The sequence below is a fragment of the Blastopirellula retiformator genome, from assembly GCF_007859755.1.
Classification (GTDB): domain Bacteria; phylum Planctomycetota; class Planctomycetia; order Pirellulales; family Pirellulaceae; genus Blastopirellula; species Blastopirellula retiformator.
Window position 1 is genome coordinate 774,156 of record NZ_SJPF01000003.1, and the last position, 26,363, is coordinate 800,518.

21 protein-coding genes and 1 pseudogene are annotated in these 26,363 nt (G+C 60.0%); 11 read left to right on the forward strand and 11 right to left on the reverse strand.

The window, feature by feature from the left end:
• The first annotated feature begins 236 nt into the window (after positions 1-236).
• From Enr8_RS14955 to ahr, 3 genes are all read left to right on the forward strand, one after another.
• Entirely contained in the window at positions 237-2,159 is a 1,923-nt protein-coding gene (locus tag Enr8_RS14955; RefSeq protein ID WP_186767668.1) for a DUF1588 domain-containing protein, read from the forward strand.
• On the forward strand, positions 2,156-3,490 hold the full coding sequence (locus Enr8_RS14960) for a DUF1552 domain-containing protein (RefSeq protein WP_146432897.1): 1,335 nt from the start codon (positions 2,156-2,158) through the stop codon (positions 3,488-3,490). Before Enr8_RS14955 ends, Enr8_RS14960 begins: the two co-directional genes overlap by 4 nt.
• Before the next feature lie 105 nt (positions 3,491-3,595).
• Positions 3,596-4,618 carry an NADPH-dependent aldehyde reductase Ahr gene (ahr, locus tag Enr8_RS14965; protein ID WP_146432899.1) on the forward strand — a complete coding sequence of 341 codons (1,023 nt, stop codon included), beginning with the start codon at positions 3,596-3,598 and terminating at the stop codon, positions 4,616-4,618.
• Between the two features lie 281 nt (positions 4,619-4,899).
• Here the strand turns inward: ahr and Enr8_RS14970 are convergent, their stop codons facing one another.
• Complete coding sequence (locus tag Enr8_RS14970) at positions 4,900-7,932, reverse strand: vitamin B12-dependent ribonucleotide reductase (RefSeq protein WP_146432902.1); 3,033 nt, start codon at positions 7,930-7,932, stop codon at positions 4,900-4,902.
• A 194-nt stretch (positions 7,933-8,126) separates the two neighbouring features.
• On the opposite strand from Enr8_RS14970, the gene Enr8_RS14975 reads away from it, so the two are divergent.
• Together Enr8_RS14975 and Enr8_RS14980 are read left to right on the forward strand one after the other, a co-directional pair.
• Positions 8,127-8,921 (forward strand): hypothetical protein, encoded by a 795-nt coding sequence (locus Enr8_RS14975; protein WP_146432904.1) that lies wholly within the window; start codon positions 8,127-8,129, stop codon positions 8,919-8,921.
• Positions 8,918-10,582, forward strand: a complete 1,665-nt coding sequence (locus Enr8_RS14980) for a DUF2339 domain-containing protein (RefSeq protein WP_146432906.1) — start codon at positions 8,918-8,920, stop codon at positions 10,580-10,582. The genes Enr8_RS14975 and Enr8_RS14980 overlap by 4 nt, the downstream gene beginning before the upstream one ends.
• On the opposite strand, the gene Enr8_RS14985 is transcribed toward Enr8_RS14980, so the two are convergent.
• The 4 genes from Enr8_RS14985 to Enr8_RS15000 form a co-directional block, all read right to left on the reverse strand.
• On the reverse strand, positions 10,579-11,766 hold the full coding sequence (locus Enr8_RS14985) for an FIST signal transduction protein (protein WP_146432908.1): 1,188 nt from the start codon (positions 11,764-11,766) through the stop codon (positions 10,579-10,581). The two genes, Enr8_RS14980 and Enr8_RS14985, sit on opposite strands and share 4 nt — an antisense overlap.
• Before the next feature lie 167 nt (positions 11,767-11,933).
• The gene (locus Enr8_RS14990) at positions 11,934-12,800 is read right to left on the reverse strand and encodes a thiazole synthase (protein WP_146432910.1); all 867 of its coding nucleotides are present in this window, start codon (positions 12,798-12,800) and stop codon (positions 11,934-11,936) included.
• Positions 12,800-13,000, reverse strand: coding sequence for a sulfur carrier protein ThiS (thiS, locus tag Enr8_RS14995; protein ID WP_146432912.1), 201 nt, complete (start codon positions 12,998-13,000; stop codon positions 12,800-12,802). The genes Enr8_RS14990 and thiS overlap by 1 nt, the downstream gene beginning before the upstream one ends.
• Positions 13,001-13,157: 157 nt before the next feature.
• Positions 13,158-13,706 (reverse strand): hypothetical protein, encoded by a 549-nt coding sequence (locus Enr8_RS15000; protein ID WP_146432914.1) that lies wholly within the window; start codon positions 13,704-13,706, stop codon positions 13,158-13,160.
• A 256-nt stretch (positions 13,707-13,962) separates the two neighbouring features.
• On the opposite strand from Enr8_RS15000, the gene ggt reads away from it, so the two are divergent.
• Positions 13,963-15,657 (forward strand): gamma-glutamyltransferase, encoded by a 1,695-nt coding sequence (gene ggt, locus Enr8_RS15005; protein ID WP_146432916.1) that lies wholly within the window; start codon positions 13,963-13,965, stop codon positions 15,655-15,657.
• Between the two features lie 47 nt (positions 15,658-15,704).
• Here ggt and Enr8_RS15010 read toward each other — a convergent pair whose 3' ends face one another.
• From Enr8_RS15010 to Enr8_RS15020, 3 genes are all read right to left on the reverse strand, one after another.
• Positions 15,705-16,628 (reverse strand): hypothetical protein, encoded by a 924-nt coding sequence (locus tag Enr8_RS15010; RefSeq protein ID WP_146432918.1) that lies wholly within the window; start codon positions 16,626-16,628, stop codon positions 15,705-15,707.
• 103 nt (positions 16,629-16,731) lie between these two features.
• The gene (locus tag Enr8_RS15015) at positions 16,732-17,835 is read right to left on the reverse strand and encodes a glycosyltransferase (RefSeq protein ID WP_146432920.1); all 1,104 of its coding nucleotides are present in this window, start codon (positions 17,833-17,835) and stop codon (positions 16,732-16,734) included.
• A gap of 81 nt (positions 17,836-17,916) precedes the next feature.
• A complete protein-coding gene (locus tag Enr8_RS15020; protein WP_146432922.1) occupies positions 17,917-18,672 on the reverse strand; it encodes an alpha/beta hydrolase-fold protein in 756 nt (251 codons plus the stop codon).
• Positions 18,673-18,791: 119 nt separating this feature from the next.
• Here Enr8_RS15020 and hpt point away from each other — a divergent pair, with 119 nt between their 5' ends.
• Both hpt and Enr8_RS15030 read left to right on the forward strand, forming a co-directional pair.
• Positions 18,792-19,325 (forward strand): hypoxanthine phosphoribosyltransferase, encoded by a 534-nt coding sequence (gene hpt / locus Enr8_RS15025; protein ID WP_146432924.1) that lies wholly within the window; start codon positions 18,792-18,794, stop codon positions 19,323-19,325.
• A 5-nt stretch (positions 19,326-19,330) separates the two neighbouring features.
• Positions 19,331-20,506, forward strand: a complete 1,176-nt coding sequence (locus tag Enr8_RS15030) for a glycosyltransferase family 4 protein (protein WP_186767670.1) — start codon at positions 19,331-19,333, stop codon at positions 20,504-20,506.
• Positions 20,507-20,654: 148 nt separating this feature from the next.
• Here the strand turns inward: Enr8_RS15030 and Enr8_RS15035 are convergent, their stop codons facing one another.
• Positions 20,655-21,461 (reverse strand): hypothetical protein, encoded by an 807-nt coding sequence (locus Enr8_RS15035; protein WP_146432928.1) that lies wholly within the window; start codon positions 21,459-21,461, stop codon positions 20,655-20,657.
• A 376-nt stretch (positions 21,462-21,837) separates the two neighbouring features.
• Between Enr8_RS15035 and Enr8_RS15040 the strand changes: the two are divergent.
• From Enr8_RS15040 to Enr8_RS15050, 3 genes and pseudogenes are all read left to right on the forward strand, one after another.
• Positions 21,838-22,059: pseudogene (locus Enr8_RS15040) on the forward strand (DUF1559 family PulG-like putative transporter); the annotation flags it as partial.
• A gap of 120 nt (positions 22,060-22,179) precedes the next feature.
• Positions 22,180-23,322, forward strand: a complete 1,143-nt coding sequence (locus Enr8_RS15045; RefSeq protein WP_146432930.1) for an LLM class flavin-dependent oxidoreductase — start codon at positions 22,180-22,182, stop codon at positions 23,320-23,322.
• 15 nt (positions 23,323-23,337) lie between these two features.
• Positions 23,338-24,111, forward strand: a complete 774-nt coding sequence (locus Enr8_RS15050) for an alpha/beta fold hydrolase (protein ID WP_146432932.1) — start codon at positions 23,338-23,340, stop codon at positions 24,109-24,111.
• Positions 24,112-24,175: 64 nt separating this feature from the next.
• On the opposite strand, the gene Enr8_RS15055 is transcribed toward Enr8_RS15050, so the two are convergent.
• Positions 24,176-24,556, reverse strand: coding sequence for a hypothetical protein (locus tag Enr8_RS15055; RefSeq protein WP_146432934.1), 381 nt, complete (start codon positions 24,554-24,556; stop codon positions 24,176-24,178).
• Between the two features lie 315 nt (positions 24,557-24,871).
• Positions 24,872-25,825: a DUF1559 family PulG-like putative transporter gene (locus Enr8_RS15060; RefSeq protein ID WP_146432936.1), complete on the reverse strand. Its 954-nt coding sequence runs from the start codon at positions 25,823-25,825 to the stop codon at positions 24,872-24,874.
• Positions 25,826-26,363 lie beyond the last annotated feature (538 nt).

Genomic DNA, 26,363 nt, shown 5'->3' on the forward strand with positions numbered 1-26,363 from the left:
AACGGCGGCGAGTTTACGGCGATTGACGTTTAGCGTAACTCGAAAGCTGGTTGCGGCTAACGGCGGGCATCCCCCCTGGTGGAACGGTCGCAAATCTATTGACGCAGACCGGCGCGTATCGACAATAGATAGATGCCCACCCGCGAACTTCCCTTTACGTTCGCTCTTTCCCTCCCTACCTCGTCGCGACCAGCAACTACTTGCTCGGTGCGCGGCCAAAGTCGCTCTGAATGCCGATGCTCCGCACTCACGTCCCGCCTGTCGCTCGTTTGGTCGCCCTGATTAGCGCGATCTGCCTGACGCTCTGCGCTGGTCAAGTGAATGCGGACGAAACCCCGGCGATTGATTTCGCCGCCGCGCAAAAACTGCTGGAGACGTCGTGTGCCGATTGCCATAGCGGCGATGAGGGAGAAGGGGGCTTCTCGCTGAATCACTTTACCGACTCTACGGCGATGGGGCGGCAGTTCGACGAGTGGATGAAGGTGCGTCAGCGACTGGCCGATCATTCGATGCCGCCCGACGACGCCGAGCCGATGGACGAGCAGGCCCGGCTGCAACTAGTCGACTGGATCAAAGCATCGACCCGCGACGCCGTTCGTCAGCAAGGCGAGCTTGCCGGCCCGCCGATGTTCCGCCGGATGGCGGTGCATGAGTACTCAAACACAATTCGCGATTTGTTGGGCGCCCACTTTGACGCCGGACATGGGTTGCCGCAAGACTCGGCCGGGGGCGAAGGTTTTAACAACGCCGCCGAGACGCTGATCATTTCGCCGATCCATGCTGAGAAGTATGTCGAAGCGGCGGTCGCCGCGCTGGACTATGCGGCGCACGATTCACGTTCGCGCGGTCGCTTGTTGCGGGAGCGTCCCAGCGACAAGCTGCCCGAGCAAGAAGCGGCGAAGCGGAACTTGAAGAAGTTCGCCGCGGCGGCTTACCGGCGACCACCGACCGAAGCGGAACTGGCCGCGATCCTGCAAACCTACGACGAAGCCCGAGCCGACGGGCTCGACTTTGACGGGGCCTGCTTTTACGCGATGCGCGGCGTGTTGATCTCGCCCAAGTTTCTCTTCTTGATCGAAGAGGCCCCGAGCGAGCCGAACAAGTCGGTTCCGCTGACTGATCATGAGCTGGCTGTGCGGCTTAGCTACTTCCTGTGGGCGACGATGCCCGATCAAGAGCTGCGTAAAGCGGCCGATGCCGGGAAGCTCCAAGATCCGGAAGAGTTGAAGCGGCAGGCGCTGCGGATGATCCAAGAGCGCGGGACCCGTCTCAACGATTCGCTGACGCAGTTTGTTGGTCAGTGGCTCGGCACGGCCGACCTGGGGAAGACGAAGCAGGTCGACGCCGAACTGCACAAATGGGTGAAGGACCAGCATGTCGCTTCGCTACGGGATCAGCCGATCTACGTCTTCGAATCGATGCTGAAGGAGAACGACAGCCTGCTCTCGTTGATCGATTCCGACTGGACGTTCCTGAATGCCGAACTCTGTAGCATGTACAAGCTCGATCGCAAGAAGATCGAAGGGGACTTCAATCAGCGTCTGCAGCGTTACAAGTTGCCGGAAGAATATCGCGCTCGCGGCGGCGTCTTAGGGGCCGGCGGCGTGATGGCGATCGCCTCGTATCCACGCCGCAGCAGTCCAGTGCTGCGGGGCGTCTGGGTGTTGGATAAATTGCTCGGCGTCGAGCTTCCGCCGCCGCCAGCCAATGTGCCGCCGCTGGAAGAGTCGAAAGAAGCGGCCGCTGCGCAGACGCTACGAGTTCGCCTGCAACAGCATCGCGACAATCCGGCCTGTGCGACTTGCCACAACCGCATCGATCCGATTGGCTTCGCCCTAGAGAACTTTGATGAGATCGGCCGCTGGCGCGACAAAGACTCCGGCGGGAAGATCGATCCGGTGGCCCAGCTGCCTGGCGGCGTGAAGATCGACGGTCAGGCGGGGCTCAAGAAGTACCTGCTGGAAAACAAAGAGCAATTTATTCGCCAGCTGACGCAAAAGATGCTCGGCTATGCATTGGCCCGCGGTTTGGAGTCGGGCGACGTCGCCACGGTCGAGTCGATCGTCGAGCAGCTGCAGGCCAACGACTATCGTTCCCAAGATTTGGTGCTCGCCATTGTGACCAGCGAGCCCTTTCGTAATAAGAGAATCAGTCAATGAAGACGCCCAGAATCAATCGTCGTACCATGCTGCGTGGCGCCGGAGCGGCCGCTTTGGCGCTTCCTTGGCTAGAAGCGATGGGCCCGGCATTTGCCGGCGACGCCGGACAAGAGACGCCCCGTCGATTCGCTGCGCTCTTCTTCCCGAACGGCGTGCGGCAAGAAGTCTGGACGCCGAAAGAGCAGGGCGCCGGCTATTCGCTGCCGCGTCAGCTGGAACCGCTGGCAGGCATCAAAGACGACGTGTCGGTTGTCTCCGGCCTGTGGCACGAAGCGACCAACACCGGCGATGGTCACTATGTGAAAGACGCCGCCTGGTTGACTGGCGCCACGATCACCAAGACGACCGGCGTCAATCTGAACAGCGGCGGGATCTCGGCCGATCAGGTCGCCGCCGATCTGTTGAGCAAGTACACGCCGCTGCCGTCGATGGAACTGGGAACCGAGCCGGTGAGTTCTGGCGTCGACGGAACGGTCGGTTATACCCGCGTCTACGGTTCGCACGTTTCGTGGCGAACGCCGACGCAACCGCTCGCCAAAGAGATCAATCCGCGGTTGGCGTTTGACCGGATGACGATGATCGCCAGCGGAAAGTCGGACGGCCGCTCGAATCGCCCGCTGTTAGATCGGGTCAGCGAAGAGTCGAACTCGCTGCGCAAGCAACTGGGAGAAACCGATCGGCATCGCTTGGATCAATATCTAGAGTCGGTTCGTTCGCTCGAAAAACGGCTGGAGATGGTCGAGTCGAAGTCACAGAATACCTGGAAGTCGAAGGTCGATTTCGCCAGCCGAACCGCGCCGGTCAGCGATCCGAAGAATCACGCCGAGCGAACCCGGTTGATGCTCGACATGATCGCTCTGGCGTTTGAAGCCGACATTACCCGCGTATGCACGTTCATGTTCGGCAACTCGGTCAGTTCGATCAACTTCGCGTTTCTGGATGGGGTCGAAGGCTCGCATCATGAGCTGTCGCATCACCAGGGGAAAGAAGAAAAACTGGCGCAGTACGAACTGATCGCCAAGTGGCACGTCGCCCAGTACGCCTATCTGCTCGAAAAGCTGAAGGCGACTCCGGAAGGGGAAAGCAATGTGCTCGACAATAGCGTCGTGCTGTTCGGCTCCGGCTTGCGCGACGGCAATTCGCACAACCCGCATGACTTGCCGCTGCTGGTCGGCGGCAATGCCGGCGGACGCTTGAAGCAGGGACAGCACATCGCCGCGACGCGCGACAATCCGATGTCGAACCTGCTGCTGACGATGTTGCAGGCGATCGGTTCGCCGGCTACCCACTTCGCCGACTCTTCCGGTCCGATTGAGGGTCTGCTCGCCTAGTCGAAGTCGGGCGTAGTTCTCTCTAGAAACGTGTGCGATAATTCAGCGACGCAGGCGACTGCGCTTGCGCGAGTTTCGCATACCAAGGATCCGGGGGAACGAGTCATGAGTGAAGTCGTCCATGCCTATGCCGCGCCGAAAGCGGGAGCGCCGCTGGAGCCGTTTGAATATGACGCCGGTCCGCTGGCGGACAACCAAGTCGAAGTCGCCGTTACGCATTGCGGCATCTGCCACTCCGATTTGTCGATGATCGAAAACGAGTGGGGCATGTCGGCCTTTCCGCTGGTGCCTGGTCATGAAGCGTCGGGCGCCATCGTCAAGATGGGCTCGCAGGTCAAAGGGCTGAAAATTGGCCAGCGGGTTGGCGTTGGTTGGCAGTCGGGCAGCTGCATGTCTTGTTCGCATTGCCTGGGCGGCGACCACAATCTTTGCTCCGATTCGGCGGCGACGATCGTTGGGCATCATGGCGGATTCGCCGATAAGGTTCGCTGCGATTGGCAGTTTGTGGTGCCGCTTCCTGACGCTCTCTCGGCAGCCGACGTGGGGCCGCTCTTCTGCGGCGGCGTGACCGTCTTCAACCCGATGTTGCAGTATGGCGTGCTGCCGACGCATCGGATCGGCGTCATCGGCATTGGCGGGCTGGGTCACATGGCGCTGCAGTTCGCCAACAAATGGGGCTGCGAGGTGACCGCGTTTACCTCGAGCGATTCCAAGCGAGAAGAAGCGAAGAAGTTGGGCGCTCACAACGTCGTCAATTCGCGCGACTCCGACGCGATGGGCAAGCTGAAAGGCTCGCTCGACTTTGTGCTGTCGACGGTCAACGTATCGCTCGATTGGCCGGTGATTCTGGATACCTTGGCGCCCAAGGGTAAGCTGCTGCTGGTCGGCGCGGTGCTCGATCCGATTCCTGTCTCAGCGATGGCGCTGATCATGCCGCAGCGTTCGATCGGCGGTTCGCCAATCGGCAGCCCCACGACGATCGCCAAGATGTTGGACTTTTGCGCCCGTCATGAGATCTCGCCGCAGATCGAGACGTTCCCCATGTCGAAGGTCAACGACGCCTTGGAGCACTTGAAGGCGGGGAAGGCCCGGTATCGCATCGTGTTGGAAAACGACCTTGCGGGCTAACGCCACGGCCGTCGACGGGATTGCGACAAGTTATCCCCAAACGAGCGTGGAAATAGGGAAAAAGCACACGCTCGCTTCACCGGCCGCTAACGATGACGGCCTATTTTGAAGAACGCATAAAAAAACGGATGTCGTCGGGACTGCATTCCGGCGACATCCGCTAATTTTTTGCGTGGAATGCTCGAGGCGTCGTTTCCCTTGCCTAGACGGACCGAAAAACGCGTACGTTCTCATTCACGCTTGACGAACTTTTTGGGTCGGGACGATTGCCCACAACTCCATTACGAGCATCCCAAGCTATTCCCGCAGTTACGGCAGACATAGCAAGTTCCGCTAGGAACCGTCAAGCTGCCGCAACGATCACAAATAGGAGCGTCTGAAGGCGAGTCCGCGCTGGGTCTTCCGAACTTACCTTGCTCAGCGAGCGATCGCTGAGCGGCTTCGATTCGATCGACGAGCCACGGCTGGCCCCCCTTTGTTTTGGCTATTTCCTGGTCAATTTGCGGCGCCGTGTTGGTCCCATCCACTGGGTCGGCATCCGCGTTCCTTGCCCTCGGGTGAAACGCCGGCAACTCCCTAGCCGGCGCGATTTCGCTCCTATCGGCCTTTCCCTGACCATGTTGACCGGCGTTCATCTTGGCGCCGGACCACTGCTGCAAATCATGCTTCGTTAACGACGCATCGTCTTCAGTTGGCGATGCGTCCGCAAGCTTCGTTTCCACGAAGCCGTTACCATACCCGCTCGGAAATCGTTTGGCTAGCCATTGGAAAATGTAATCGACCACGCTTGCGGCAATTGGCGTTTCTCTGCTTGACGTGACGCCCATCGGTTCGAACCGCACGTGCGAAAATTTGCGCGAAAGTACGTCAAGCGGAACGCCATACTGCAGCGCGATCGAACAAGCGATGCCAAAGCAATCGACCAGTCCGCCGATCGTACTTCCTTCCTTCGCCATCGTGATGAACAACTCGCCGGGGCGACCATCGGGATAGAGACCAACGGTCAAGTAACCTTCGTGTCCGGCGACGTTGAACTTGTGCGTCAGCGAGCGCCGCGTGTCGGGCAAATGTTCGCGACTTGGCTCTGGCGGACGTTCTACAGGCGACGCGCTCGTCCCGCTGGAAAGCGGTTGACTGCACTTGGAATTGTCGCGATAGATCGAAAGCGATTTGAGCCCCAGCTTCCAGCCCCAGACATACGCGTCGGCGATATCGTCTGGCGTGGCGTCCTCGGGCAGGTTGACCGTTTTGGAGATAGCGCCGGACAAAAACGGTTGCGCCGCGGCCATCATCGCCATATGCGCCTTCCACGCGATAAACCGTCCGCCCGGCTGGGCGGGAAACGCACAGTCGAACGCCGGCAGGTCGGTTTCGCGCAGCTCTGGCGTTCCTTCCAAGCAGCCTGTTTCGTGCAGGTGTTGCGTGATGGCGTCGACTTGCGGCGGCGAATAGCCGAGCGCGGTAAGGCCTTGTTGGACCGTCCGGTTGACCAACTGCAGCGATCCGCCGCCGGCCAGGCGTTTCGTCTTGATCAGGGCGAGTTCCGGTTCAATCCCGGTCGTGTCGCAGTCCATGAAGAAGCTGATCGTACCGGTCGGAGCCAGGACAGTCGCCTGGGCGTTGCGGTAGCCGTCACGCTGTCCGGCTGTCTGCACTTCGCTCCAGAGCGCCTTGGCGTATTGCAGCAGCGCAGTGGGCGCGTGTTGCACCTGATCGAGCGCCGCCGCGTGCTTATCGATAACGGCTAACATGGCGGCGCGATTGTCGGCAAAGCCGGCGAACGCGCCCCGAGCGGCGGCGATTTCGCTGCTGGTTCGTAGCGCCGCGCCTTGCAAGATCGCCGTGATGGCGGCGCACGTGCCGCGCGCCGAATCGCTGTCGTACGGCAGACCGCTGGCCATCAGCAGCGAACCAAGATTGGTGTAACCTAAACCAAGTGGGCGAAAGCGATGGCTGTTCTCGGCGATGGTTTGCGTGGGGTATCCGGCACGGTCGACCAAGATCTCTTGGGCGAGGAAAACGAGCCGACAGGCGGCCGCGAACCGAGGCGCGTCAAGCGAACCGTCGCCACAGCGAAACCGCATCAGGTTCAAGCTGGCCAAGTTGCACGCCGAGTCGTCCAGAAACATATATTCCGAACAGGGATTACTGGCGTTGATTCGGCCTGACTCGGGGCAAGTATGCCAGCGGTTGATCGTGGTGTCGTACTGCACGCCGGGGTCGCCGCATTGCCACGCCGACTCGGCCATTTGTCGCAGTAGGTCGCGGGCAGGGTAGGAGGGGCCTGCGTTTTCTGGCTTGGTGATCCAGTGCGTTCGCCACTCGGCATCTTGTTCTACCGCTTTCATGAACGCGTCGCTGATCCGCACTGAAAGGTTGGCGTTCTGGAAGAGGACCGAGTTGTACGCTTCGCCATTGAAGTCGGCGTCGTAACCTCCATGCTCGATCAAGATGCGGGCCTTCGCCTCTTCTTTCGCTTTGCACTGGATGAAGTCGAGAATGTCGGGATGTTCGACTTTCAGCGATTGCATCTTCGCGGCGCGACGCGTCTTGCCGCCTGATTTGACGACGCCGGCGACCTGGTCGTAGACCCGCATGAATGAGAGGGGCCCCGACGGTTTGCCGCCGCCTGAGAGAAGCTCGCGGCGCGAGCGAAGCGTCGACAGGTCGGTGCCGGAACCGCTGCCGTATTTGAACAACATCGCCTCCGAAGCGGCCAGCGACATGATCGACTGCATGTCGTCCTGCACCCCTTGGATAAAGCAGGCCGAAGCTTGTGGAAAGACGTAGGCGTCGGCGTCGCAGGTCGCCGCGCCAACCTCCGGATTCCACCGCCAGACCGCGCGATCGCCGGTGACGCCATAGGCCTGATTCAAGCCGACGTTGAACCAAACGGGCGAGTTAAACGCGGCGGCCTGATCGAGACAAAGCCAGGCCAGGTCGCGATAGAAGATCTCACCTCCCTCGGGGCTGAGATAACCGTCCGCAACGCCCCAGTCGGCGATCGTGCGCACGACCCGGTCAACCAGTTGGCGGAGACTATTTTCGCGTCCGGCCGTTCTTTGCTCGCCAAAGAAGTATTTACTGGCGACAATGTTGACGGCCGTCTGGCTCCAGTGCTCGGGAAACTCGACGCCCGGTTGCTCGAAGATCGCTGGTCCGTCCGCCGATGGAATGACCGCGTCGCGACGGACCCACGAGAACGCGTCGTACGGCGTCGCCGCCTCGGCCGGGCAGAAGCTGGCGGAGACCTTCAGCGGCGTCGGAATCTCGGTTTCTGGCGGTGTTGAGGGGCTTTGTGTCGGACGAATCATAAGTGGCTCCATGTTCAATATGTGGTGTTTTTGGTGGTTTGGCAACACAATATGTAGTGTATTTGGCGATTTGGACCCGGTTTCGAGTTGTTTGGGTAAGTGGGGTAGGCGTGTCAGACCCAATGGATGCCAACGAATCAGCGACGGCTGATCCATTTCCGCAGGTTACACAAGTGGCGTCGTGACGATTGGCCTTGTCGATTGCGCTGATGGCGGCCGTCTGGGGGCTGCTTTTCTTGGTCGCTTGGCTGGCTCGACCCGGTTTAGTGATCGGGATCCTGTTGATCTACGCCGGCTCATTTGCGTCGATTAGCCTGATGGGAGTGCTGGTGGCGCTGCCGATGCTCTCGCTGGCGATTCGTTTGCCGGTCAGCCTGGCGATGTTGTTGGCGACATCGTTCATTACCCTCTATTTCTGGGAGACGCTTTCGGGGAACGATCTTCATTTGTGGCTGCTGCTCATTTCACTGCAGTACACCTTGGTCGCGTTTGCCAGTGCAATCGTTGCGCAGTTCTCCTGTGCTGCTGCGATAAGAAAGCGGCACTTTTCGCTGCTAACGCTGATCTTGGTCGTGACGGCGGTGGGGGTCGGAATGGGGATCGTGCGAGGCGTCGCGGCGACGCTCGACGTTGGTTGGGAGGATTGGGCCAACAGCCGGGCGGCCAGCTTCTCCACGGTCGCCCTGATGAACGCCGTGGCGGTGATTGGTCCACTGCAGGCGCTGGCGCTACGTCGCAGGGCGCTGCGGATCTTGCTGCTGGTCGCCGGATTGCCGCAGTCGATCTTGATGTCGCTGGGGATTCTTTGGCTGCACGACTGGCTGGTCCCCAACGAGAACGTGATGGAATACTGGGATGCCGTCCTCTTCGTCGGCGTTCAGGCGGCCGCCGTTTCGCTGACCTTGGCGCCAATTACGCTGGCGCCAACCAGATCGCCGCTTCAAAAAACGCCGCCTCCGGCAGCTGACGTGTTACAACAAGAGCCATGATTAGCACCGAGTTTGTTGACGAAGAGATGGAACCAGCCGCTCCGCCGGCTGAAATCGACCCGCGCGCCGAGGCGATCACGCTGAAGCTTTGTTGGGGGCTCTTTCTACAGGCGTTGGCGATCGGACTGGTTTGCGTCAGTTCGGTCGGTTTGCATTTTCAGGGCCTGGATCGACTGGTGATGACGTTCGCCGCGATCAGTTCGCTGGCCAATTTCGCCGGGATCGTGTTGTCGCTTGCGGGGATTTCGTGGCGAAGGCGGTACGGTTTCAGTGCGTTTGCGATGGCGACAGCGGCTGTCTTTTTTTGCTTTGGGGTCTACACCGAGACGGGTGCTTTCACGTTTCAAATGACGTATGTTTTTGTGTCGCTCCTGTTGCAGGCGACGCTGATCGCCGTCTTGGCCGGGACAGTGGGACTTCTGTTTTCGCTGATTCGCCGAGATCGGACCGAGCCGCGATCGCATTTCTCGCTGTTGACGCTGATGGCGATCGTCTCGATCGTCGCGTTATTGTCGGCGGGCGCCAGGCCGTTGTTCGTCCGCATGCGCTGGACCAGTTACGAGACGGTCACCCACGGCGCTACCATCTTTGTCATTCTCTGCGGCGGCGGGGCTCTGGCGGGACTGGCGCCGTCGCTGGCGATCCAGTGGCGATCGCGGCCGATGCGCTGGTTGGTGGTGTTCGTCGGTCTGGCGGCGACGCTGGGCGTTGGATACTTGTGTCAGATGACCCTTGTGTGGGCGACGTCGGGCCGAGTCGGAATAACGACGTGGGACTGGAACTTTTGCCTGGTGATTCAACTGGCCCTGACGACGATTGGGTTTGGGCCACTGTTGTTTGGCGGTGCAGGAGGCGCTCTGTCCACCAAGAGGCAAAACTGGCGGTATGCGATCGCCATTGGTCTACTGGTGGCTGCGGTGTTCGTGTTGTGCATGCTTATCGACCCGATGGACCTGGGCGCGTACGTCTATTTCCCGCTGGCCAGAACAATGACGCTCGCGACTGTCAGCCTGTTGGCGATATTGGCGACTACCGATGCAGGCGAGCATTGGCGACGCGTGCTTGTAAGCGTCGCACTCGCGATACTTTGGTTGTTCGTCGTCGAACGGATGGTGGGTGAGCCCAACCGTTTGTTTCTGGGGCAACACTGGTTTCCGCTGGCCATACTTCAGTTCTTACTGACGGTGGCGGTGCATCACGGGATGCGAGCCGTTGTGCGAAACGAAGCCATGACCGACTTTCGGTATCGGATGCGAGTTTGGTTTTTCCTCTTCGCGGTGATTTTGTTTTTGGGGAGCCTCGTCGAGATGAGTCAATTCTGGTTTTCGATTTACCCCAGAATGGCGCTGCTGGCGACGATCGGCGCGATCCTACCGATGGTCGCGTTCGATACGCCCAACCCACGGATCCGCCGGTTGGCCCTGTTTGCGACGGTCCCGACGGCGTTGTTGTTGGCATGTGTTAATAACGCTCTGTATGAGTTGCCGACCAAGCAATACCTGGCGCCGGGAATCGCCGACAAAAAGATCATCGCGTCGGCGGTGATTGGGCAAGCGGTGATCTTGACGATTGCGATCTTGCCGCTGATTTGGACGCCAGAGCGGGTGGAAGAGGAAGGTGAGCAACACGGGGCTTCCGACGAGGTCATCAGCCAAGCTTAAGAGGCGGGAGTTTCCTCAAAAAGCGCCAGACTCGCCGTAAACCCATGCATAAAATTCTGCCCGCCGATCGGGCCGATCTCTCCCATCGCAAAGATCCCGGCCGCCGGGATGTCGCCGCAGGCCGCTTGGACGCAGGCGGCGTCGTGGTCGGGCGTGGAGAAAAGTCGGGTGCCGCGGCCGTTGCAGGTGAAGACCAACGCGCCCAGCGGCGTGCCGGGCGCTTCTTTCGCCAATAGTTGTTTCAGGTCGGCGTCGGCCGAGTGTTCGTCGCGAACGTGGAATTGGATTGTTTGTCCGGGGCGGACATAGTCGCCGACCGAGATCCCGCCGCTCTCTTGGTTGACGCCGATCACGTTGCGGACGATGAAGTCGCCCGGCTCGAACTTGTCGCGATATTCGTCGACCACTTGGCCAATCTGCAGGCCTTGGTTGACCAGCTGCTGATCGCTGGTCGGCAGGGTAGCGAAGATCTCGCGGATCACGTCGAGCGGCGGGCGGCCGCCCAGCAGATGGATTTCGTTTCGCTCGCTCTTGGTGATCACCATCGGCTGTCCGATCGGGCGGCAACCTTGCGACACGACGGTGCGAATCCGCACGGCGCCATGCAGGTAGATCGCGGTCGCGCCCGTTTTTTTGACCTCCGCGCCATGAATCAGCAGGTTCTCGCCGGGGGCGTGTCCGCCGCTCGCCATGCCGCCGATGATCGGTACGCCGGGCTGGTCTTCGTTCATCCGGGCAAGCAGCGCGTCGGCCGGAAAGCTGAACGGTTCGCCCAGCAGGATCAGCGACGCGTCGCTGGGCCACTGCAGCGGCAGATCGCCATTCCAGCCGGTGAACGATCCGCCATCGGGCGTGCGCTGGAACTCGAGATGCATCGGCGTGATCTCGACGCCGGGCAAGTGAGCCAGCCAGAGCGAGATCGCCGGGGCATGTTCGATCTCTTGACCGACGCCGACGATCGCTTCGCCAGTGCTGCCGAACAGGTTTTCAGTACCCAGCAGGTTGCAGAGCTGCGCAGCGATCGTCTCAAGGTGCTCGGCATGTTGCGGCGAGACAAAGACGAACGCCAGGTCGACCGGCGCCGAAAGTTGATCGAGCGCCTTGCGTGCAACCTCGGCAATCGCCTCTTCGGTCGTATCGTGCGTTGACAGAGCCGCGGCGAATTTTGGTTTGGACGTGGTCATGCGTTCTTTCGCAGCAGCGGTTATGCGCTAGGTAAAAATCCTTGGTGCCATGCTCTTATCGCGTCACACGCGAGATGAGCATGCCTTTTTCCTGGATACCGCATCGAAGACATGCTCTTCCGTCGAAGACGCCGTAAGAGCATGGCACCAAAAAAATTGAGCGGTACTTAGTCGTGCGCCGCTTCCCAGCGGGGCGCTGGTTTCTGGCCGATGACGCCTTCTTCGGGGCTGCTGGCCGACGCGTAGAGCCGTTTCGGGATGCGTCCGGCCAAGTGCGACATGCGGCCTGCTTCGATGCCGCACTTCATGGCGACCGCCATGCGAAGCGGATCTTCGGCATGGGCAATTGCCGTGTTCAGCAGCACGCCATCAACTCCCAGCTCCATCGCCACGGCCACGTCACTGGCGGCGCCAACGCCGGCGTCGACAATCACCGGAAAGTCGGGATCACCATCCTTCAGGTATTCCAGACAAATCCGGATGTTGTTCGGGTTGAGGATCCCCTGCCCTGACCCGATTGGACTGCCGGCTGGCATCACAGCCGCGGCGCCCAGGTCTTTCAATCGCCGGGCGATAACCGGATCGTCGGTCGTGTAACAGAGGACTTGAAAGCCATCTTTGACCAGCTCTTCGCAAGCGATCAGCGTTTCGACCGGATGCGGCAGCAGCGTCTTGGTATCGGCCAGGCATTCCAGCTTTACCCAGTCGGCGCCGGGGTTCTCGAGCCCTTCCAGGATCTCGCGTCCCAGTCGTGCCGTGCGAACCGCATCGCGTGCGTTGTAGCAGCCGGCCGTGTTGGGGAGCAGCGTGTAGCGGTCGAGATCGATGTAGTCGAGGATGTTGCGGCCATGCGGATCGTACAAGCGTTCGCGGCGAACGGCGACGGTCAGGCAGTCAGAGCCAGAGAGCTCCAGCGCCTGCTGCATTACCTCAAACGTTTCGTACTTGCCGGTCCCGACGATCAAACGAGACTTCAAGACGTGCGTGCCGATCTTGAGCGGCTGATCGAACTGCGGCGTAGTGACGACGCTCATTAACCCCCTCCTACCAGCGTGACGATTTCGACCTCGTCCCCTTCGGTCAGCCGGATCTCGGCGTGACGTTTGCGGGGAGCGAGCTGCTGATTCAATTCGACCGCAACAAACTTGGGGTTCATCCCGAGCTGGGCGATCAGGTCGGCCACAGTCGCCTCGGGGGGCGCTTCATGGTCGGCGGCGTTTACGCGAATCTTCATGTCGTACTTACAAAGCGGAAATCAGGGGGGATCGATCGTTTATTGTACGGGGGAGGGGAAAAGATCGACAACCACCGCCTGAGGATGCGGCCAGCGCATGAAAAACCCCGCGAAAAGGACGCGGGGCTTCGGTTTTTTGGAATCTTGCGAAGCCAGTTTACGGTTCGCGGATCATCGCGTTGCGGGCCGAGCCCCGGGTGATCGGAATCAAGGCGCCACTCTGCGGGGCGCCGCGCGAAGCCTGATTTTCCTGCCACGGAATGCCGTAGCCGACAAAGTTGCCGCTGGTCGAGTCGATCACGTACACGACCGAGTTGGCGGGGCGAGCGTTGACGGTCCGGCCTCCCTGGAACATCGCCTTGCCGACCAGCAGCATGAACTGCGGCTTGCTGGTCGGATCGATCTGCAGATCGCCCATCGCGTTGGCGCGAAACACGCTGGGGGCGGCCTGCTGATTGCGGGTGTTAATGACGTAGCACTGCAGGTCGCCGGTCAAAAAGTCGAGCGTGAAGAGTCCGTCGGCGCTGGAGTCGATATCGCCGGTCGCGGCGGCCATGGTGTCGGTCCGCGTGGCGCTGGCTTGAACGGGAATCTCGAGGACGGCGTTGGTCGGACGCGACAGCAAAACGCCGGCGATCGCGGCGACGCCGCACAAACCGCCCATAGCGAAACCGATCCAAATGCCGGAAAGACGTGATCTACGCATAACGAGGAGGTCCTGTTGTCGATATCAGGGGGGGCAGCGGAAGTCGCCGGTGCTGGCGCTGCGGCGACCCGAGTCTCAGTCAATCGTAGGGTTTTTCGACAAACGACGCCAGAGAGAACGCCAGAATCGCAAAATTCGCAGGCCACGGCCGTGAAATCCGCAGTGGGGGAGTATGATAAAGGGAACCCCTCATCCCCGTTTTCCACTCTCCAAGCCCCCCTGGCTGACTCAATTATCTACCGGAAAGTATCGCCCGATGTTGCGACGTGCTGTGCTGCCGCTCTCTTTGTTATTGCTGCTGAATCTGACTTGGAGTGCGCTCGGGGGGAATGATCCGACGCGGGTCCGAAACGCGATGGTCGTTTCGCAAAGCGCTATCGCGTCGCAAGTGGGCGCCGATGTGATGCAGGAAGGGGGCAACGCCGTTGATGCGGCGGTGGCGACCGCGTTTGCCATGGCGGTGACTCATCCGACCGCCGGCAACATCGGCGGCGGCGGGTTCTTGGTCTTTCGTCCGGCCGAGGGAGAGCCGACGGCGTTTAACTTTCGTGAAAAGGCGCCGGCCGCCGCGCACCCCGAGATGTGGCTAAACGAAAACGGGGAATACGACTACCAGCGGCACCACGAAAGCCACAAGGCGGTCGGTGTGCCGGGGACGGTCGCTGGGCTGTACCTGGCTTGGAAAACGCACGGCAAGCTCCCTTGGAAACGCCTGGTCGAACCGGCGGTTCTTCTGGCGGCCGACGGGTTTGTGGTGGGAGATGGACTCGAGCGGACGCTGAAAGGGGAAATTGATCGTTTCAAGAAGTACCCCGCGTCGCTCGCGCAGTTCACCAAGAATGGAGAGCCGTACCTGGCTGGCGATGTTCTGAAACAGCCCGATCTGGCGAAGACGCTCGAGAGAATTCGTGATCAAGGACCGGCCGGTTTTTACGAAGGGGAAACGGCCGAACTGTTGGTCAAAGAAATGGAGGCCAACGGCGGTCTGATCACGCTGGAAGATATGAAGGGCTACGCCGCCCAGCAGTGCCAACCGCTAACCGGTAAATATCGCGGGTATGACGTGATCGGTATGCCCCCGCCCAGTTCGGGCGGCGTCGGCGTGATCGAAATGCTGAACATCCTGGAAGGATACGATATTCGATCCGCCGGATCAGGCTCGGCCCTGAACCTGCACCGCATGGCCGAAGCGATGCGCCGCAGCTACGCCGATCGGGCGCAGCACCTGGGCGATCCTGACTTCAATCCCGACATGCCGGTCAAAGAGCTGATCTCGAAGGAGCATGCCGCCGAGTTGCGCAAAACGATTGACGAGTCGAAGGCGTCCGTCTCGACGCCGGAGAGTTTCGAGTGGGCGTATGAAAGCGACGAGACGACTCACTTTTCGGTGGTCGACGCCGATCGCAACGCGGTCTCGATGACCTACACGCTCGAATACGCCTATGGCTCGGCGATCACCGTGCCGGGGGCCGGCTTTATCTTGAACAACGAGATGGGGGACTTTAATGCAGGCCCCGGTCTGACGACAGCGGGTGGTTTGATCGGCACCAAACCGAATTTGGCGCTGCCGCAAAAGCGGATGCTTTCGAGCATGTCGCCGACGATCATCGCCAAAGATGGCGAGCTGTTCATGGTGACCGGCAGTCCCGGCGGTCGCACGATCATCAATACCGTCCTGCAAACGATTTTGAATGTGGTCGACCACAAGATGAACGCCCAGGAAGCGGTTGACGCCGGGCGGATCCATCACCAGTGGTTGCCGTCGCGGATCATGTACGAGCACCAAGGCTTCTCGCCCGATACGCTCGCCATCCTTCGCGACATGGGGCACGAGCTCTACCGGAACAACAAGCAAGGGACCGCCGAAGTGATCGTCGTTGACGCCAAGAGCGGGCATTTGGAGGGTGGCCTCGATCGCCGCCGACCCGATGGCGGCGCGGCTGGATACTAACTGCCTGTTGAAAAATGCCATCGTGGCATTTTTCAACCTCGCCATGCCTACTTATCTTCCGGCGCCAGCGAAATATTCTGCTCGCGGCGCTTCGGCGGCTCTGGTTCTTCTTTGGCGGGCAACTGGGCGCCGATCGGGCCGATCTCGTCGGTCAGCTTCGCCAGTTCTCCGGCGACCTGTTTGTCGACTTTGGGGCTCGGCTTCACTACGACCGGCGGTTCGGGCGGCGGAACGTAGTCCGACTTGCCCAAGTCCGGAGCCGGTTTCTCGCCGCGGTTCTTCGCTTCGTTGAAAGCGGCGCTCAGGCTGCTCATGCCGTCGTCGACCGCTTTGCTGACTTGGCCATCTTCGGCATCGGGGGCCGGTTCGTCGAGCTTCACCGGTTCGGTATTGATTTTGGGCTCGGCCGGCTCCGCTTCGCCGGGGGAAGCTTCTTCGTCCTTGCTGCCGGCCGCCGTTTTCATTTCTTCGGTCCACAACTCTTGCGGCACCGTAAAGTAGGCGAACGACGGGATGTACTGCACGATATGGAACTTGTCGTCGCCGGAGATCCACATCACCGCGAACATCGCGATGACAATCCCAAAGACGCCGCCGCCAACTACCTTGAACGCTTCCCAGGCGGGGTTCGAGCCTGACTTGCCCGGGCGACGCGCCGTCGAGGCGGAACGTCCTTCGACGCGGGCCATGGGCGGTGGAGAGCTGGCGCCGGTTCCGCTTGATTCCTTGAAGTTGAAGTCGGGGGCGGTTGGCGCTCCGGCCAGTTGGTATTCGTCGGCGTCGCTATCGACCGAGATCTCGCCTTGGCTGCCGGGACCTTCCAGCACATCGACCAGCGGCGGCAGATGCTCAAAGACGTCGGCCAGCAGATAGGTCTCTTCGCACCAGGGGCAGCGGACGCGCGACGAACTGTCGGCGGCGCCGGGAATGCGGATCGGGTCGTTACAGTGCGGGCAATTGGCGATGAGCATCTAGCTCTCCCACGTCCTTAACTCAATGCAGAAACAATTTCACTAGTGTAACTTGAAATACCCCCTGGCGCCGCAATTGAGTGGAATCCACCTTTGGCGGGGGTCAAGTGGACGCAACCTCGTCATAGAGGTCGATATGCCGCTGGATCATCTGCGGAATCGAGAATTCGGCCGCGATCCGCTCCTGGGCAGCCTGCCCAAGGCGGCGGCGGAGGTCGTCGTCTTCCAAAACGATGTTCGTGTAGCGAGAGTACTCAGCCCGTTGCCCCAACGGGACCAGAAAACCGGTTTTCTCCGAAACCACCAGATCGCGATTGCCGGGGATGTCGCTGACGATAGCCGGAACGCCGGCGACCATCGCTTCCATCAGGGCGTTCGATTGCCCTTCGTAACCGCTGGCTAGCAGGAAGCAGTCGGCGTGCGCCATGATTTGCGGAACGTCATTGCGAGCGCCCAGGAAGTGGACCGAGCCTTCGGTGTTGGCCTGGCGGGCGAACTTCTTCAGACGATCGCGCTGCGGGCCGTCGCCAATGATCAGCAAGTGGACGTCGCTGCGTATTCGGTTCAGGATGTCGATCGACCAGATCAGATCTTTTAACCGCTTTTGCGGCCAGAGCCGACCGACGGCGACCAACAGCCGCGAATCATAAGGAAGATCCAACTGCCGCAGCAATTGCTCGCGGCTCAGTGGCGCCGGCGGGGGAGTTGCATCGATGCCGTTGGGGATCACGACGAACTTTTTCGGGTCGCGTCCTTTCTCGACATAGAACTGCTCGATGCCGCTGCTGTTGACGGCGATCTTGTCGGTCTTGCGATCGAGGTAGCGATCGATCGCAATTTCGTACCCTTGTTTCCAAGGATCGACGCAACGTTCGCCGCAGATAATATGGGGAACCTTGACCGCTTGGGCGGCCGATCGACCGTAAGCGTTGGCGGCGAAAATCCAGGTATGGACGATGTCGGGCGCCAGGCGTTTGATCTCTTTTTTTAGCCGCAGATAGGCGAGCGGATCGAGTTTGCGACGCTTGCGGATCTCGACGATCGGAATGTCTTGCGCGCGGAGCGTTTCCTCCAGCGGACCGCTGCGGGTCAACAGACAAACATGCACGTCGAACTGAGCGCGCGGCAAGCCGGTCGCCAGCATCGTCAGTTGTTTTTCGGCGCCCCCTCGGTCGAGCGTGGGAATGATCAGCAGCAGTCGCTTCATGCAGCAGGCTTTCCTGTTCTTCTTCGCGTTTGCTCTACGATATCACAATCGTCGACAAAGGGGGCCCACCAGCACGTGGTTTCAGACAACGCGGCGGCGTTCTGTCTCGAGACTCTCGTGGAGAAATTCGATCACCCGGGCCGCCATTTTGCCGTAGTAGGGAAACCCGTGCCCGCCGCCGCAGACTTCGAGTTCGCACGTGTGCGGCACCCCCAGCGAGTAGAGCTTCATCCGCAATCGCTCGGAACTTTCCCACCAGTCGGCGTCCTCGGGACAGCAGCAAAAGAACTGATGCCGCGGCCAGTTGAGCGGATGGATGTGGAGCGTCGCGGTGTCTTGCCGGGCCGCTTCGGCCGTCTCGTACTGCTGCCAGAGGGGATCTTCGTCGTCGCGACGCATCCGCTCTTGATAGTCGATCGCCGGGCTGATCGCGGCGACGACCGGAAACTTGTCTGGAAATTTGTAAGCCAGACGGAGCGCCCCCTGCCCTCCCATGCTGGTGCCGAACAGGCCGATCTGCGGCGGTGCGGCGTCATATTTTGCAGCGACAAACGGCAGAACATTGTCGAGCAAATGTTGCTGAGCCGAGATTGCCGAGTCAAATTCGGGGCAAATGCGATCGGTCCACCAGCTGCGGAGCGTCACCGGCGCGATGACCGGCAGGCCATATTTCTCCAGTTGTGAGACGAACTCCACTTTGTCTTGCAGCCGGCCCAGATGGACGCCATGCAGGTAAATCGCGACGTAGCCGTGCGGATTTCGCTGCTGGGGCTCAAACAGAAAGCAGGGATGCCCGGCGATCGTCGTTTCGCTCCAATTTCCGATGTCGGTCGTCATGGGGAGAGGGCTTTGCGCTCTTAAGGGCGTTACTGTTTGGGAGCGGCTCGCTTACAATAGCGACCGGTCGCGGCGGTTGCGGCCCAGATGGTCCTTACTTCGGCATATTGTAATCAATCGTGCGCACTCTGATCTCCCAGTCGCAATTGGAAGCCGGCGTCCGCGATTTGGCGGCCCAGCTCAACCAGCAATACGACGGTCGCCCGCTGACGGTGCTCGGCGTGCTGACCGGCAGCGTGGTGCTGCTGGCCGACCTGATCCGCCAGTTGGAAATGCCGCTGCGGGTTGGCGTGCTGCAGGCCCGCAGCTATCGCGGCGAAGCGACTTCCCCCGGTGAGCTAGTCGTCAACATCGACTTGATGCCGGCGGTCGAAGGTTGCGACGTGCTGCTGTTGGACGACATCTTTGACACCGGCCGAACGCTGGACGAGCTGGTCCGGCGGATGCATACGTGTGGCGCCGCTTCGGTTCGCTCGATGGTGTTGTTGACCAAGGTCGGACGCTGCGAGGTAGAGTATTGCCCCGACTACTCGGCGTTTGATATTCCGAACGAGTTTGTCGTTGGGTACGGGCTCGATTACGACGACCACTATCGCAATCTACCTTTTGTGGCGGCGCTCGATCCGGACGAGATCGCCGCCGGGGCGCAATGAGCGGCATGCGCGTCGCGCTGGTGACGCGGCGGTTTTGGCCGATGGTCGGCGGCGCCGAGATGGTGATGGCCAAGCTGGCCCAAGAGCTGCGTCGGCAATCGGTCGACGTGCGGATTGTGACCGCCCGCTGGCATCGAAACTGGCCAGAGCGCATCGTCCATCGCGAGATCCCGATTTTTCGCCTGCCCAACCCGCAACTGCGCGGCTGGGGGACGCTGCGGTACATGATGTCGCTGGGCAAATACCTGCAGCAGCATCAAGCCGAGCTGGACGCGGTCTACGTTTCGATGCTGAAGCATAGCGCCTACATGGCCGTTGAGCGGCTGAAGAAGACGTCGACGCCGATCATTTTGCGCGCCGAAGGAGGCGGGGAGACCGGCGACTGTCGCTGGCAGGACGAAGCGAACTTTGGCCTGCGGATACGCGGCGTCTGTCATCAGGCGGATGCCGTCGTGGCGCCAAGTCCGGCAATCATGGAAGAGCTGCTTGCCGCCGGATATGATCCGGACCGGCTGCACTTCATCCCCAACGGCGTCGCGATTCCGCCAGACCGTACCAAGCAGCGGCGGTTTGATGCCCGGATGGCGCTGCAAAGTGCGCAGCCCTCTTTCTCGCTTAACAACGACATGCCGCTGGCCGTCTACACCGGTCGCTTGCATCCCAAGAAAGGGTTGATCACCGCGATCGAGGCGTGGCGGTTCGTCTTGCAGCGATTTCCGGACGCCAAGCTGATGCTGGTCGGCGAAGGACCACAAGAGGCGGAATTGCGCGAGAGAATCAATTCGCTTGGCCTGCAGGATCGCATCTTCCTGCCAGGCGTCTTTGACGACGTTTCGGACTTGCTCGATGCGGCCGATCTCTTTTTGCTGCCGTCGCACGAAGAGGGAATGTCGCTCTCACTATTAGAAGCGATGGCGGCCGGCTTGCCGGCGATTGTGACCGACATCCGCGGCAATCGGCAGTTGGTCGAGTCGGGCCGCAACGGGCTGCTCTTTCCGGTCGACAACGTGCAGGCATTGCAAGAAGAGATTGTCAACGTCCTGCATCAACCGGCGGCGGCCGCTCAGTTGGGCGCGGCGGCTCGGGCCGAGGTGACCGAAAAATATAGCCTGGCCGCTGCCGCGACCAGGCATCGAGAGTTGTTTGCGAAGCTACGTGAAGCGAAGCGTCACGTGAGCTAGATGCGCTTCACGTAAGGGTGGGTGGAGCAAGCGCACAGCGCCTCGCGATTCTCAGAAAGTAATGAATCGCTTGCGCAACCCACCTTCCGCTTGCAAACGCATTGTTGGGTTTCGCTGCGCTGCACCCAACCTACGCCAGTGGTGAAACCTACTCCGCTTCCGGCTGGGCTGCCCCTTCGCCTTCGGCGGCGGGCGCTCCTTCGTCTTTCTTCATCTCGCCGCGGCGGGCACGTTCCGCTTCTTCGCGAGCCCGGATGCGGGCCATCTTGGGATCTTCCGGAGCGGTGAACGGCTGGGCTTCGACCAGGAACTTGCCAGAGACGATCCCCTGCCCTTTCTGATAGTACCAACCATCCGCTTCAAACTTGTCGCCGGGGCGAATCAGACGCGGATCGGAGACCGAGACCTTCACTTCGGCTTCTTCGGCCAACTCAACTGTCAGCCGAGTTCCGCCGGCGATGACGTTCAACTTGCCGTCCCGCGAAACGCCGGCGACGCGTCCGTTAACTAGGTAGGTCGAAATCTCGTCGGCCGCTTTTTTACGCGGTTTGCTGCCGCCGTCATCTCCGCCCCCAAACAAATTGCCCAAGCCGCCCAGCGACGCTTCTTCGGTCACGCCCAGCGGCGTTCCTTCACGCGGGGTGAAGACGGTCATCTCAGCAATCGGCTCTTGGGAGTTTCCGCGACCGTCAAACTTGCCGGTGAAGCTGACGAACATGCCGGGAGCGACCCACCCTTTTTCGGCGGTGCCGGTCAGTTGCATATCCTCAGGTTTGATTTCGACTTTGAGCAGCCAAGGAGTGCCATCGGCGGCTTTGGCTTGAAGGAGCGGCCCCCGCATCCCGACGATTTCCCCTTGGAGCGTAAACTTCTGGCGTTCTTTGTTCTGAGCCAAAACGGCACTGCTGACCGAGAGCAACAGAGCGACTGTTAGCCAAGGGATGGTACGGAGCATGGAGGAACACCTGCGGCGGGAAAGGAATTTGAGAAGGGACCGAATCGACCCTTCAAGATAACGGGGAGGCCAGCGAAAAGCCAATATCGAGAAAAAGCGGGGCTTTTTGAGCGACCAGCAAACCACTGGTAAATCTTGAAGCGTGGCTCACGCAGGTTTGTACTCGGCAAAGTGGTCTGTCTGTGCCGTTGGCCCCCCAATTTCTCCTGATCGACGACACGAGATGCTCAATCGACCCGATTACGAACCTGACCGCTCAGAAAGAAAAGTTTATATAAATCCGATTGGATTGTTGGCCAAGGGGCTGCTGTGTCCCCGGTGTAGGGGGGTGTGGTTCTCGTTCTAACTACAATTCTTCTCGTCGAGGTAGATGGTTATGGCTTCCGGTCGTGGTTTTCGGTTTGGCTTTACATTGGTCGAATTGTTGGTGGTCATTGCGATTATCGGCGTGTTGATCGCTTTGTTGTTGCCGGCGGTCCAGCAGGCCCGCGAAGCGGCTCGGCGGATGCAATGCAGCAACAACCTGAAGCAAATTGGGCTCGCGCTGCCTAACTACCATGACACTTTTGATGCCTTGCCCCCTGCGGCGATCAATCCGGTTGGCGACAACCCGATTTGCGGCTCCGCAAGAGCAAGGACTCTTGCGGACGTGCGGCGTATCGGCGAAGGTGGACGGCAGCCTTCACTTGCTAGAATGGATTGGTAGCAGGTTGCCGTTATGAAATTCTTCGCCTTTCACCTGATGCCGTGGGATCGACTCCCCGCCGACTTTGCGGAGCGGTACGACAGCGCTTGGACGACGATTCCAAATTCGTTGTACGATCCGCTGCATGGCGGAAAGTTGTACAACGACTATCTCGATCAATTGGTCCTGGCTGATCAATTGGGCTTTGACGGCGTTTGCGTTAACGAGCATCATCAGAACGCCTATGGGACGATGCCCAGTCCCAATCTGATGGCCTCGATCTTAGCGCGGCAGACCAAGCGAGTGAAGATCGCTGTCGTCGGCAACGCCCTCCCCTTCTACAACCCGCCGACGCGCGTGGCCGAAGAGTTTGCGATGCTCGACTGCATCAGCGGCGGTCGATTGATCGCGGGGCTGGTCGTCGGCGGCGGGCCGGAATACTTCAGCTTTTCGCTCAATCCGACGCATGCCCGCAGCATGTATCGCGAAGCGTTTGATCTGGTTCTCCGCTGTTGGACGGAAGAAGGCCCGTTTGAGCACTACGGCCAGCATTGGAAGCTGCGGTACGTGAATCCCTGGCCGCGTCCGGTTCAGCAGCCTCACCCGCCGATCTGGATCCCTGGCGCCGGCAGTCGCGAAACGATTCAGTTCGTCGCCGAGCGGCGTTACGCTTACATGGGGATTCCCTACTTTCACCTCGACTTCTTCCAGCGGAATTTTGACATGTTCCGCGACGCCTGTGAGAAAAACGGCTACACCGCCGATCCCGAGCAATTGGGGTGGTTGTTGCCGATCTACGTGGCCGAGACCGACGCCCAGGCGTGGGAAGAATACGAAGAGCATCTGTGGTACTTCGTCCGTAACTTGCTGAAAGGCCTGGTGATTTTTCCGCCGGGGTATACCAGCGCACGTTCGATCGCCGGGATTCAGCGCGGGCTGCAGCAGTTTATGACCGTTTGCCAAACCCGCGACGATATCGAGCGAGGCGGCTACGCGATCGTCGGCAGTCCCGAGACGGTTCGAGAAAAGCTGCAGACCTACATCCACCAACTCGGCGTCGGCAATCTGTTGGGGCTGTTTCAACTAGGAACCTTGCCGCACGAGTTGGCTTGCAAGAATATGTCCCTCTTTGCCGAACAAGTGATGCCGAAACTGCGCGCGATCGGCCAAATCTGATTTTCAGGAATGACTATGCCAGCGAAACCGCAGCACCGTTTTCTTCATGTCGGCGGCAAGAAGACGCAGTTGATGACCCTGGGCGAAGGCCCGCCGCTGGTCTATCTGCACTCGGCCGGGGGCGAGACCGAGCCGATTCCGTTTATGGAGAAACTGGCTGAGCAGTACACCGTCTACGTGCCGGCCCATCCCGGTTTTGCGCTCAGCGAAGGGCTGAACGACATTCTCGACATCCATGATATGGCGTGGCACTATGTCGATCTGTTCGCCGAACTGCAGCTTAGCGGCGTACCGGTGATCGGCTACTCGCTTGGCGCCTGGATCGCAGTCGAGCTGGCGATTCTTCGTCCGGAACTGATCAGTCGTTTGGGAATGATCGCTGCGGCCGGATTGTATGTCGAAGGGGCGCCGATGGGCGAACTGTTTATCGACGACTTCAACAAGCTGCGCGAGCTGATCTTTTTTGATCCGGAAAGCCCGCCGGCACTGCAGACGACTCCCCGCAATCCTGACGATTCGCAAATGCTGATGTGGCTACGCGCCCGAGAGGCGACGGCCCGGGTTGGTTGGAACCCGTACCTGCACGATCCGAAGCTGCCCCGTCATCTGCATCGGGTGACGCAGCCGACGACGCTGGTCTGGGGGCGGCATGACAAGATGATTCCGCTGCCGCATGGTGAGTACTACGCCCAGCAGCTTCCCAATGCAACGCTGGAAATTCTCGAAGAGTGCGGTCATGGCGTGCCGTGGGAGAAATGCGACGAAACGGCCGCACTGCTGATGAAGTAACGCAAAAAAAGGCCACGCCGCTCTCTGATTCTCGATTGGAGAGCGACGCGGCCACGCGGTTTATTTAGCGCCTTGTCGCGCCTTGTCGCGTCTTTCGCTGCAGGTCGCTGCCGGAAAGTTTTTGCGGCTGCAGTTCGTCTCCTTCCAAGTCGAGCGTCAGCGTTCCCCCCTGGATATCTTTTTGCAACTGCGAGGCCGAGTTAAATTCGGCCGGCAGATACTGAAAGTAGATCGGCTCGGGGTTCGGAATCCGTTCGGTCGGGGCCGTCTCACCAATTTTTCGTTGGGCGGTAATTTTCACTTGCCGCAGACCAGGGCTGGTCCGTAGCGTGAACTTGCCGTCCTGGATATCGGCGCTGGCGAATTGGCCGACGCCGCCGACCGGAGCTAGTTCAACGTAGCCTTTCTCAATCGGCTGACCATTAAAGGTTGCGACTCCTTGCACCTCCATTTTTCCGTCTCCGCCGCACCCGACGGAAACGAGAAGCAGGCATGCGGAGAGGCATATCGACAACATGTGCGCAGGGGTGATCACCATCGGAGGCGTCTCCTCGAAGTTCGGCGGGAAGCGTAGATTCGATTCCCGCTCTTAGGGCGGTTATGAGGTTTAGCAGTCCGTTGATTTTCTCGACGGACTGCGTGATCGCACGGATGCGCTCGCAAAATAACGACGTAAGTCGTTATTTTGCGAGCCGCGAAGAGCTATGCTCTGAGCCTGGCGAGGTTGAAAAATGCCACGATGGCATTTTTCAACCGGCAGTTAGTATTCGCCGAGAACTTGGCCGTCGCTGCGGGCGCCAAGATTACGAAACGTGGTGACGTTGATCGTGTCGGCGATAAACCGGACCGACCCGTCCGAGAGGGCCGCGTTGACGCCGCCGGTATGCCAGCTGCGGGGAGCGATCACGTTGGCGCCCCAGTCCCAGTCGGCATGCGCGGTGCACTTGGCGCCGAGCGCGCCGCCGAGGTTCGTATGGCAGCGATTGCTGCGATCATTCGCATCGGCGTTCGGCGTCAGGTAAGTCGTGAAACCGGCGCCCATTGCAACTTGCGTACGCCCCATCGCGCTCCAGATGTCCTGCTGCGTCGGCGTGATGATTTCCGACACCAGTAGCGTGTTCGACAGACCGTCGGTGGCGTCACGCAGTTTGGCTCGCTTTTCGGGTACGAACATGCCGGCGGTTCCGGTGTAGCCGTCAACCGCACTCCAGGGCGTGCCGGAGTTATAGTTCGAGTCGCCGTAGCAAACGACGTAGTTTTGCAACGAGTTTTGCCATTCCAGGATGCCTTCTTCCTGAATGTTGGTGTCGTCCGACGGGCAGATCATCGTGTCGAGCAAAGCAATGCGGGCCTGACCGCCCCATCCGGGCACGCCATTGATCTTGTTGGTGAAGTCGATTTGATCGTACATCGCCGTTTCTTCGATGAACGGCAAGATGAAGCAGTAGTACGAATAAGAGTCGCGGCCCCAGAGATTGTTTCCTTGGCTTCCCGGCGGCAGTTCGCCGTAGGTGTCGTGGAAGTTGTGCATCGCCAGGGCGACTTGGCGCATCTGGTTAGTGCATTGCATGCGGCGAGCCGCTTCCCGCGCCTGCTGAACCGCGGGAAGCAGCAGCGCAATTAAAACGCCGATGATGGCGATCACCACCAAGAGTTCGACCAGCGTAAAACCGCGTCGGCGCCGCACATGGGAAAAGTTGATTGAAGTGTTCATAAATCACCACTATGAAAGAAGAGAATAAACCGCGCTTTGTTCTCATCAAAAACGTCAAGCGTTTTCTGAAGAACAATAAAGTCGCAACACATTCGCAGCGAAGTGCGGGGCCGGGAGTCGAAGTCGTTTTGCTGGACATCCCTCCGTTAGATCCCGCTTAGTGCTGCAAAGTTTGGCGAGTTCGAATCCGCTGAACTCGTGCGCCAAGCCATTTACCTAGGCTATCAATCGAAAACTAGCGAAGTCCATGAATATTTGCGCTGACAGGCTTCGATATTTCACATGGCGGTATTCTTTCTGCTAATAGAGAGCCCTAAAGGAGGGCTTGTCTGTCATCGCTTTAACCCTGTTTTTCCGGGGTAAACGTGGCGAAATGTCTCGGTGATCGAACCAAGAGTTGATCACCGTAAAAAGTGGTCGCGGATCGCCGCAGTCGGCACCAAAAATGTGGATCTCGCCCGCCTTCTGACTGCAATCGATTTCCCAAGAAGCGGGGATTCTCCCCTGGCCTTCCGCCTTCCCTTCCACAACGAGTCCG

What these genes read in the sequence shown, in the direction of transcription:
- Enr8_RS14955 (WP_186767668.1), top strand. Translation starts at nt 237, where the DNA reads ATGCTCCGCACTCACGTCCCGCCTGTCGCTCGTTTGGTCGCCCTGATT.
- Enr8_RS14960 (WP_146432897.1), top strand. Translation starts at nt 2,156, where the DNA reads ATGAAGACGCCCAGAATCAATCGTCGTACCATGCTGCGTGGCGCCGGA.
- ahr (WP_146432899.1), top strand. Translation starts at nt 3,596, where the DNA reads ATGAGTGAAGTCGTCCATGCCTATGCCGCGCCGAAAGCGGGAGCGCCG.
- Enr8_RS14970 (WP_146432902.1), bottom strand. Translation starts at nt 7,932, where the DNA reads ATGATTCGTCCGACACAAAGCCCCTCAACACCGCCAGAAACCGAGATT.
- Enr8_RS14980 (WP_146432906.1), top strand. Translation starts at nt 8,918, where the DNA reads ATGATTAGCACCGAGTTTGTTGACGAAGAGATGGAACCAGCCGCTCCG.
- Enr8_RS14985 (WP_146432908.1), bottom strand. Translation starts at nt 11,766, where the DNA reads ATGACCACGTCCAAACCAAAATTCGCCGCGGCTCTGTCAACGCACGAT.
- Enr8_RS14990 (WP_146432910.1), bottom strand. Translation starts at nt 12,800, where the DNA reads ATGAGCGTCGTCACTACGCCGCAGTTCGATCAGCCGCTCAAGATCGGC.
- thiS (WP_146432912.1), bottom strand. Translation starts at nt 13,000, where the DNA reads ATGAAGATTCGCGTAAACGCCGCCGACCATGAAGCGCCCCCCGAGGCG.
- Enr8_RS15000 (WP_146432914.1), bottom strand. Translation starts at nt 13,706, where the DNA reads ATGCGTAGATCACGTCTTTCCGGCATTTGGATCGGTTTCGCTATGGGC.
- ggt (WP_146432916.1), top strand. Translation starts at nt 13,963, where the DNA reads ATGTTGCGACGTGCTGTGCTGCCGCTCTCTTTGTTATTGCTGCTGAAT.
- Enr8_RS15010 (WP_146432918.1), bottom strand. Translation starts at nt 16,628, where the DNA reads ATGCTCATCGCCAATTGCCCGCACTGTAACGACCCGATCCGCATTCCC.
- Enr8_RS15015 (WP_146432920.1), bottom strand. Translation starts at nt 17,835, where the DNA reads ATGAAGCGACTGCTGCTGATCATTCCCACGCTCGACCGAGGGGGCGCC.
- Enr8_RS15020 (WP_146432922.1), bottom strand. Translation starts at nt 18,672, where the DNA reads ATGACGACCGACATCGGAAATTGGAGCGAAACGACGATCGCCGGGCAT.
- Enr8_RS15030 (WP_186767670.1), top strand. Translation starts at nt 19,331, where the DNA reads ATGCGCGTCGCGCTGGTGACGCGGCGGTTTTGGCCGATGGTCGGCGGC.
- Enr8_RS15035 (WP_146432928.1), bottom strand. Translation starts at nt 21,461, where the DNA reads ATGCTCCGTACCATCCCTTGGCTAACAGTCGCTCTGTTGCTCTCGGTC.
- Enr8_RS15045 (WP_146432930.1), top strand. Translation starts at nt 22,180, where the DNA reads ATGAAATTCTTCGCCTTTCACCTGATGCCGTGGGATCGACTCCCCGCC.
- Enr8_RS15050 (WP_146432932.1), top strand. Translation starts at nt 23,338, where the DNA reads ATGCCAGCGAAACCGCAGCACCGTTTTCTTCATGTCGGCGGCAAGAAG.
- Enr8_RS15060 (WP_146432936.1), bottom strand. Translation starts at nt 25,825, where the DNA reads ATGAACACTTCAATCAACTTTTCCCATGTGCGGCGCCGACGCGGTTTT.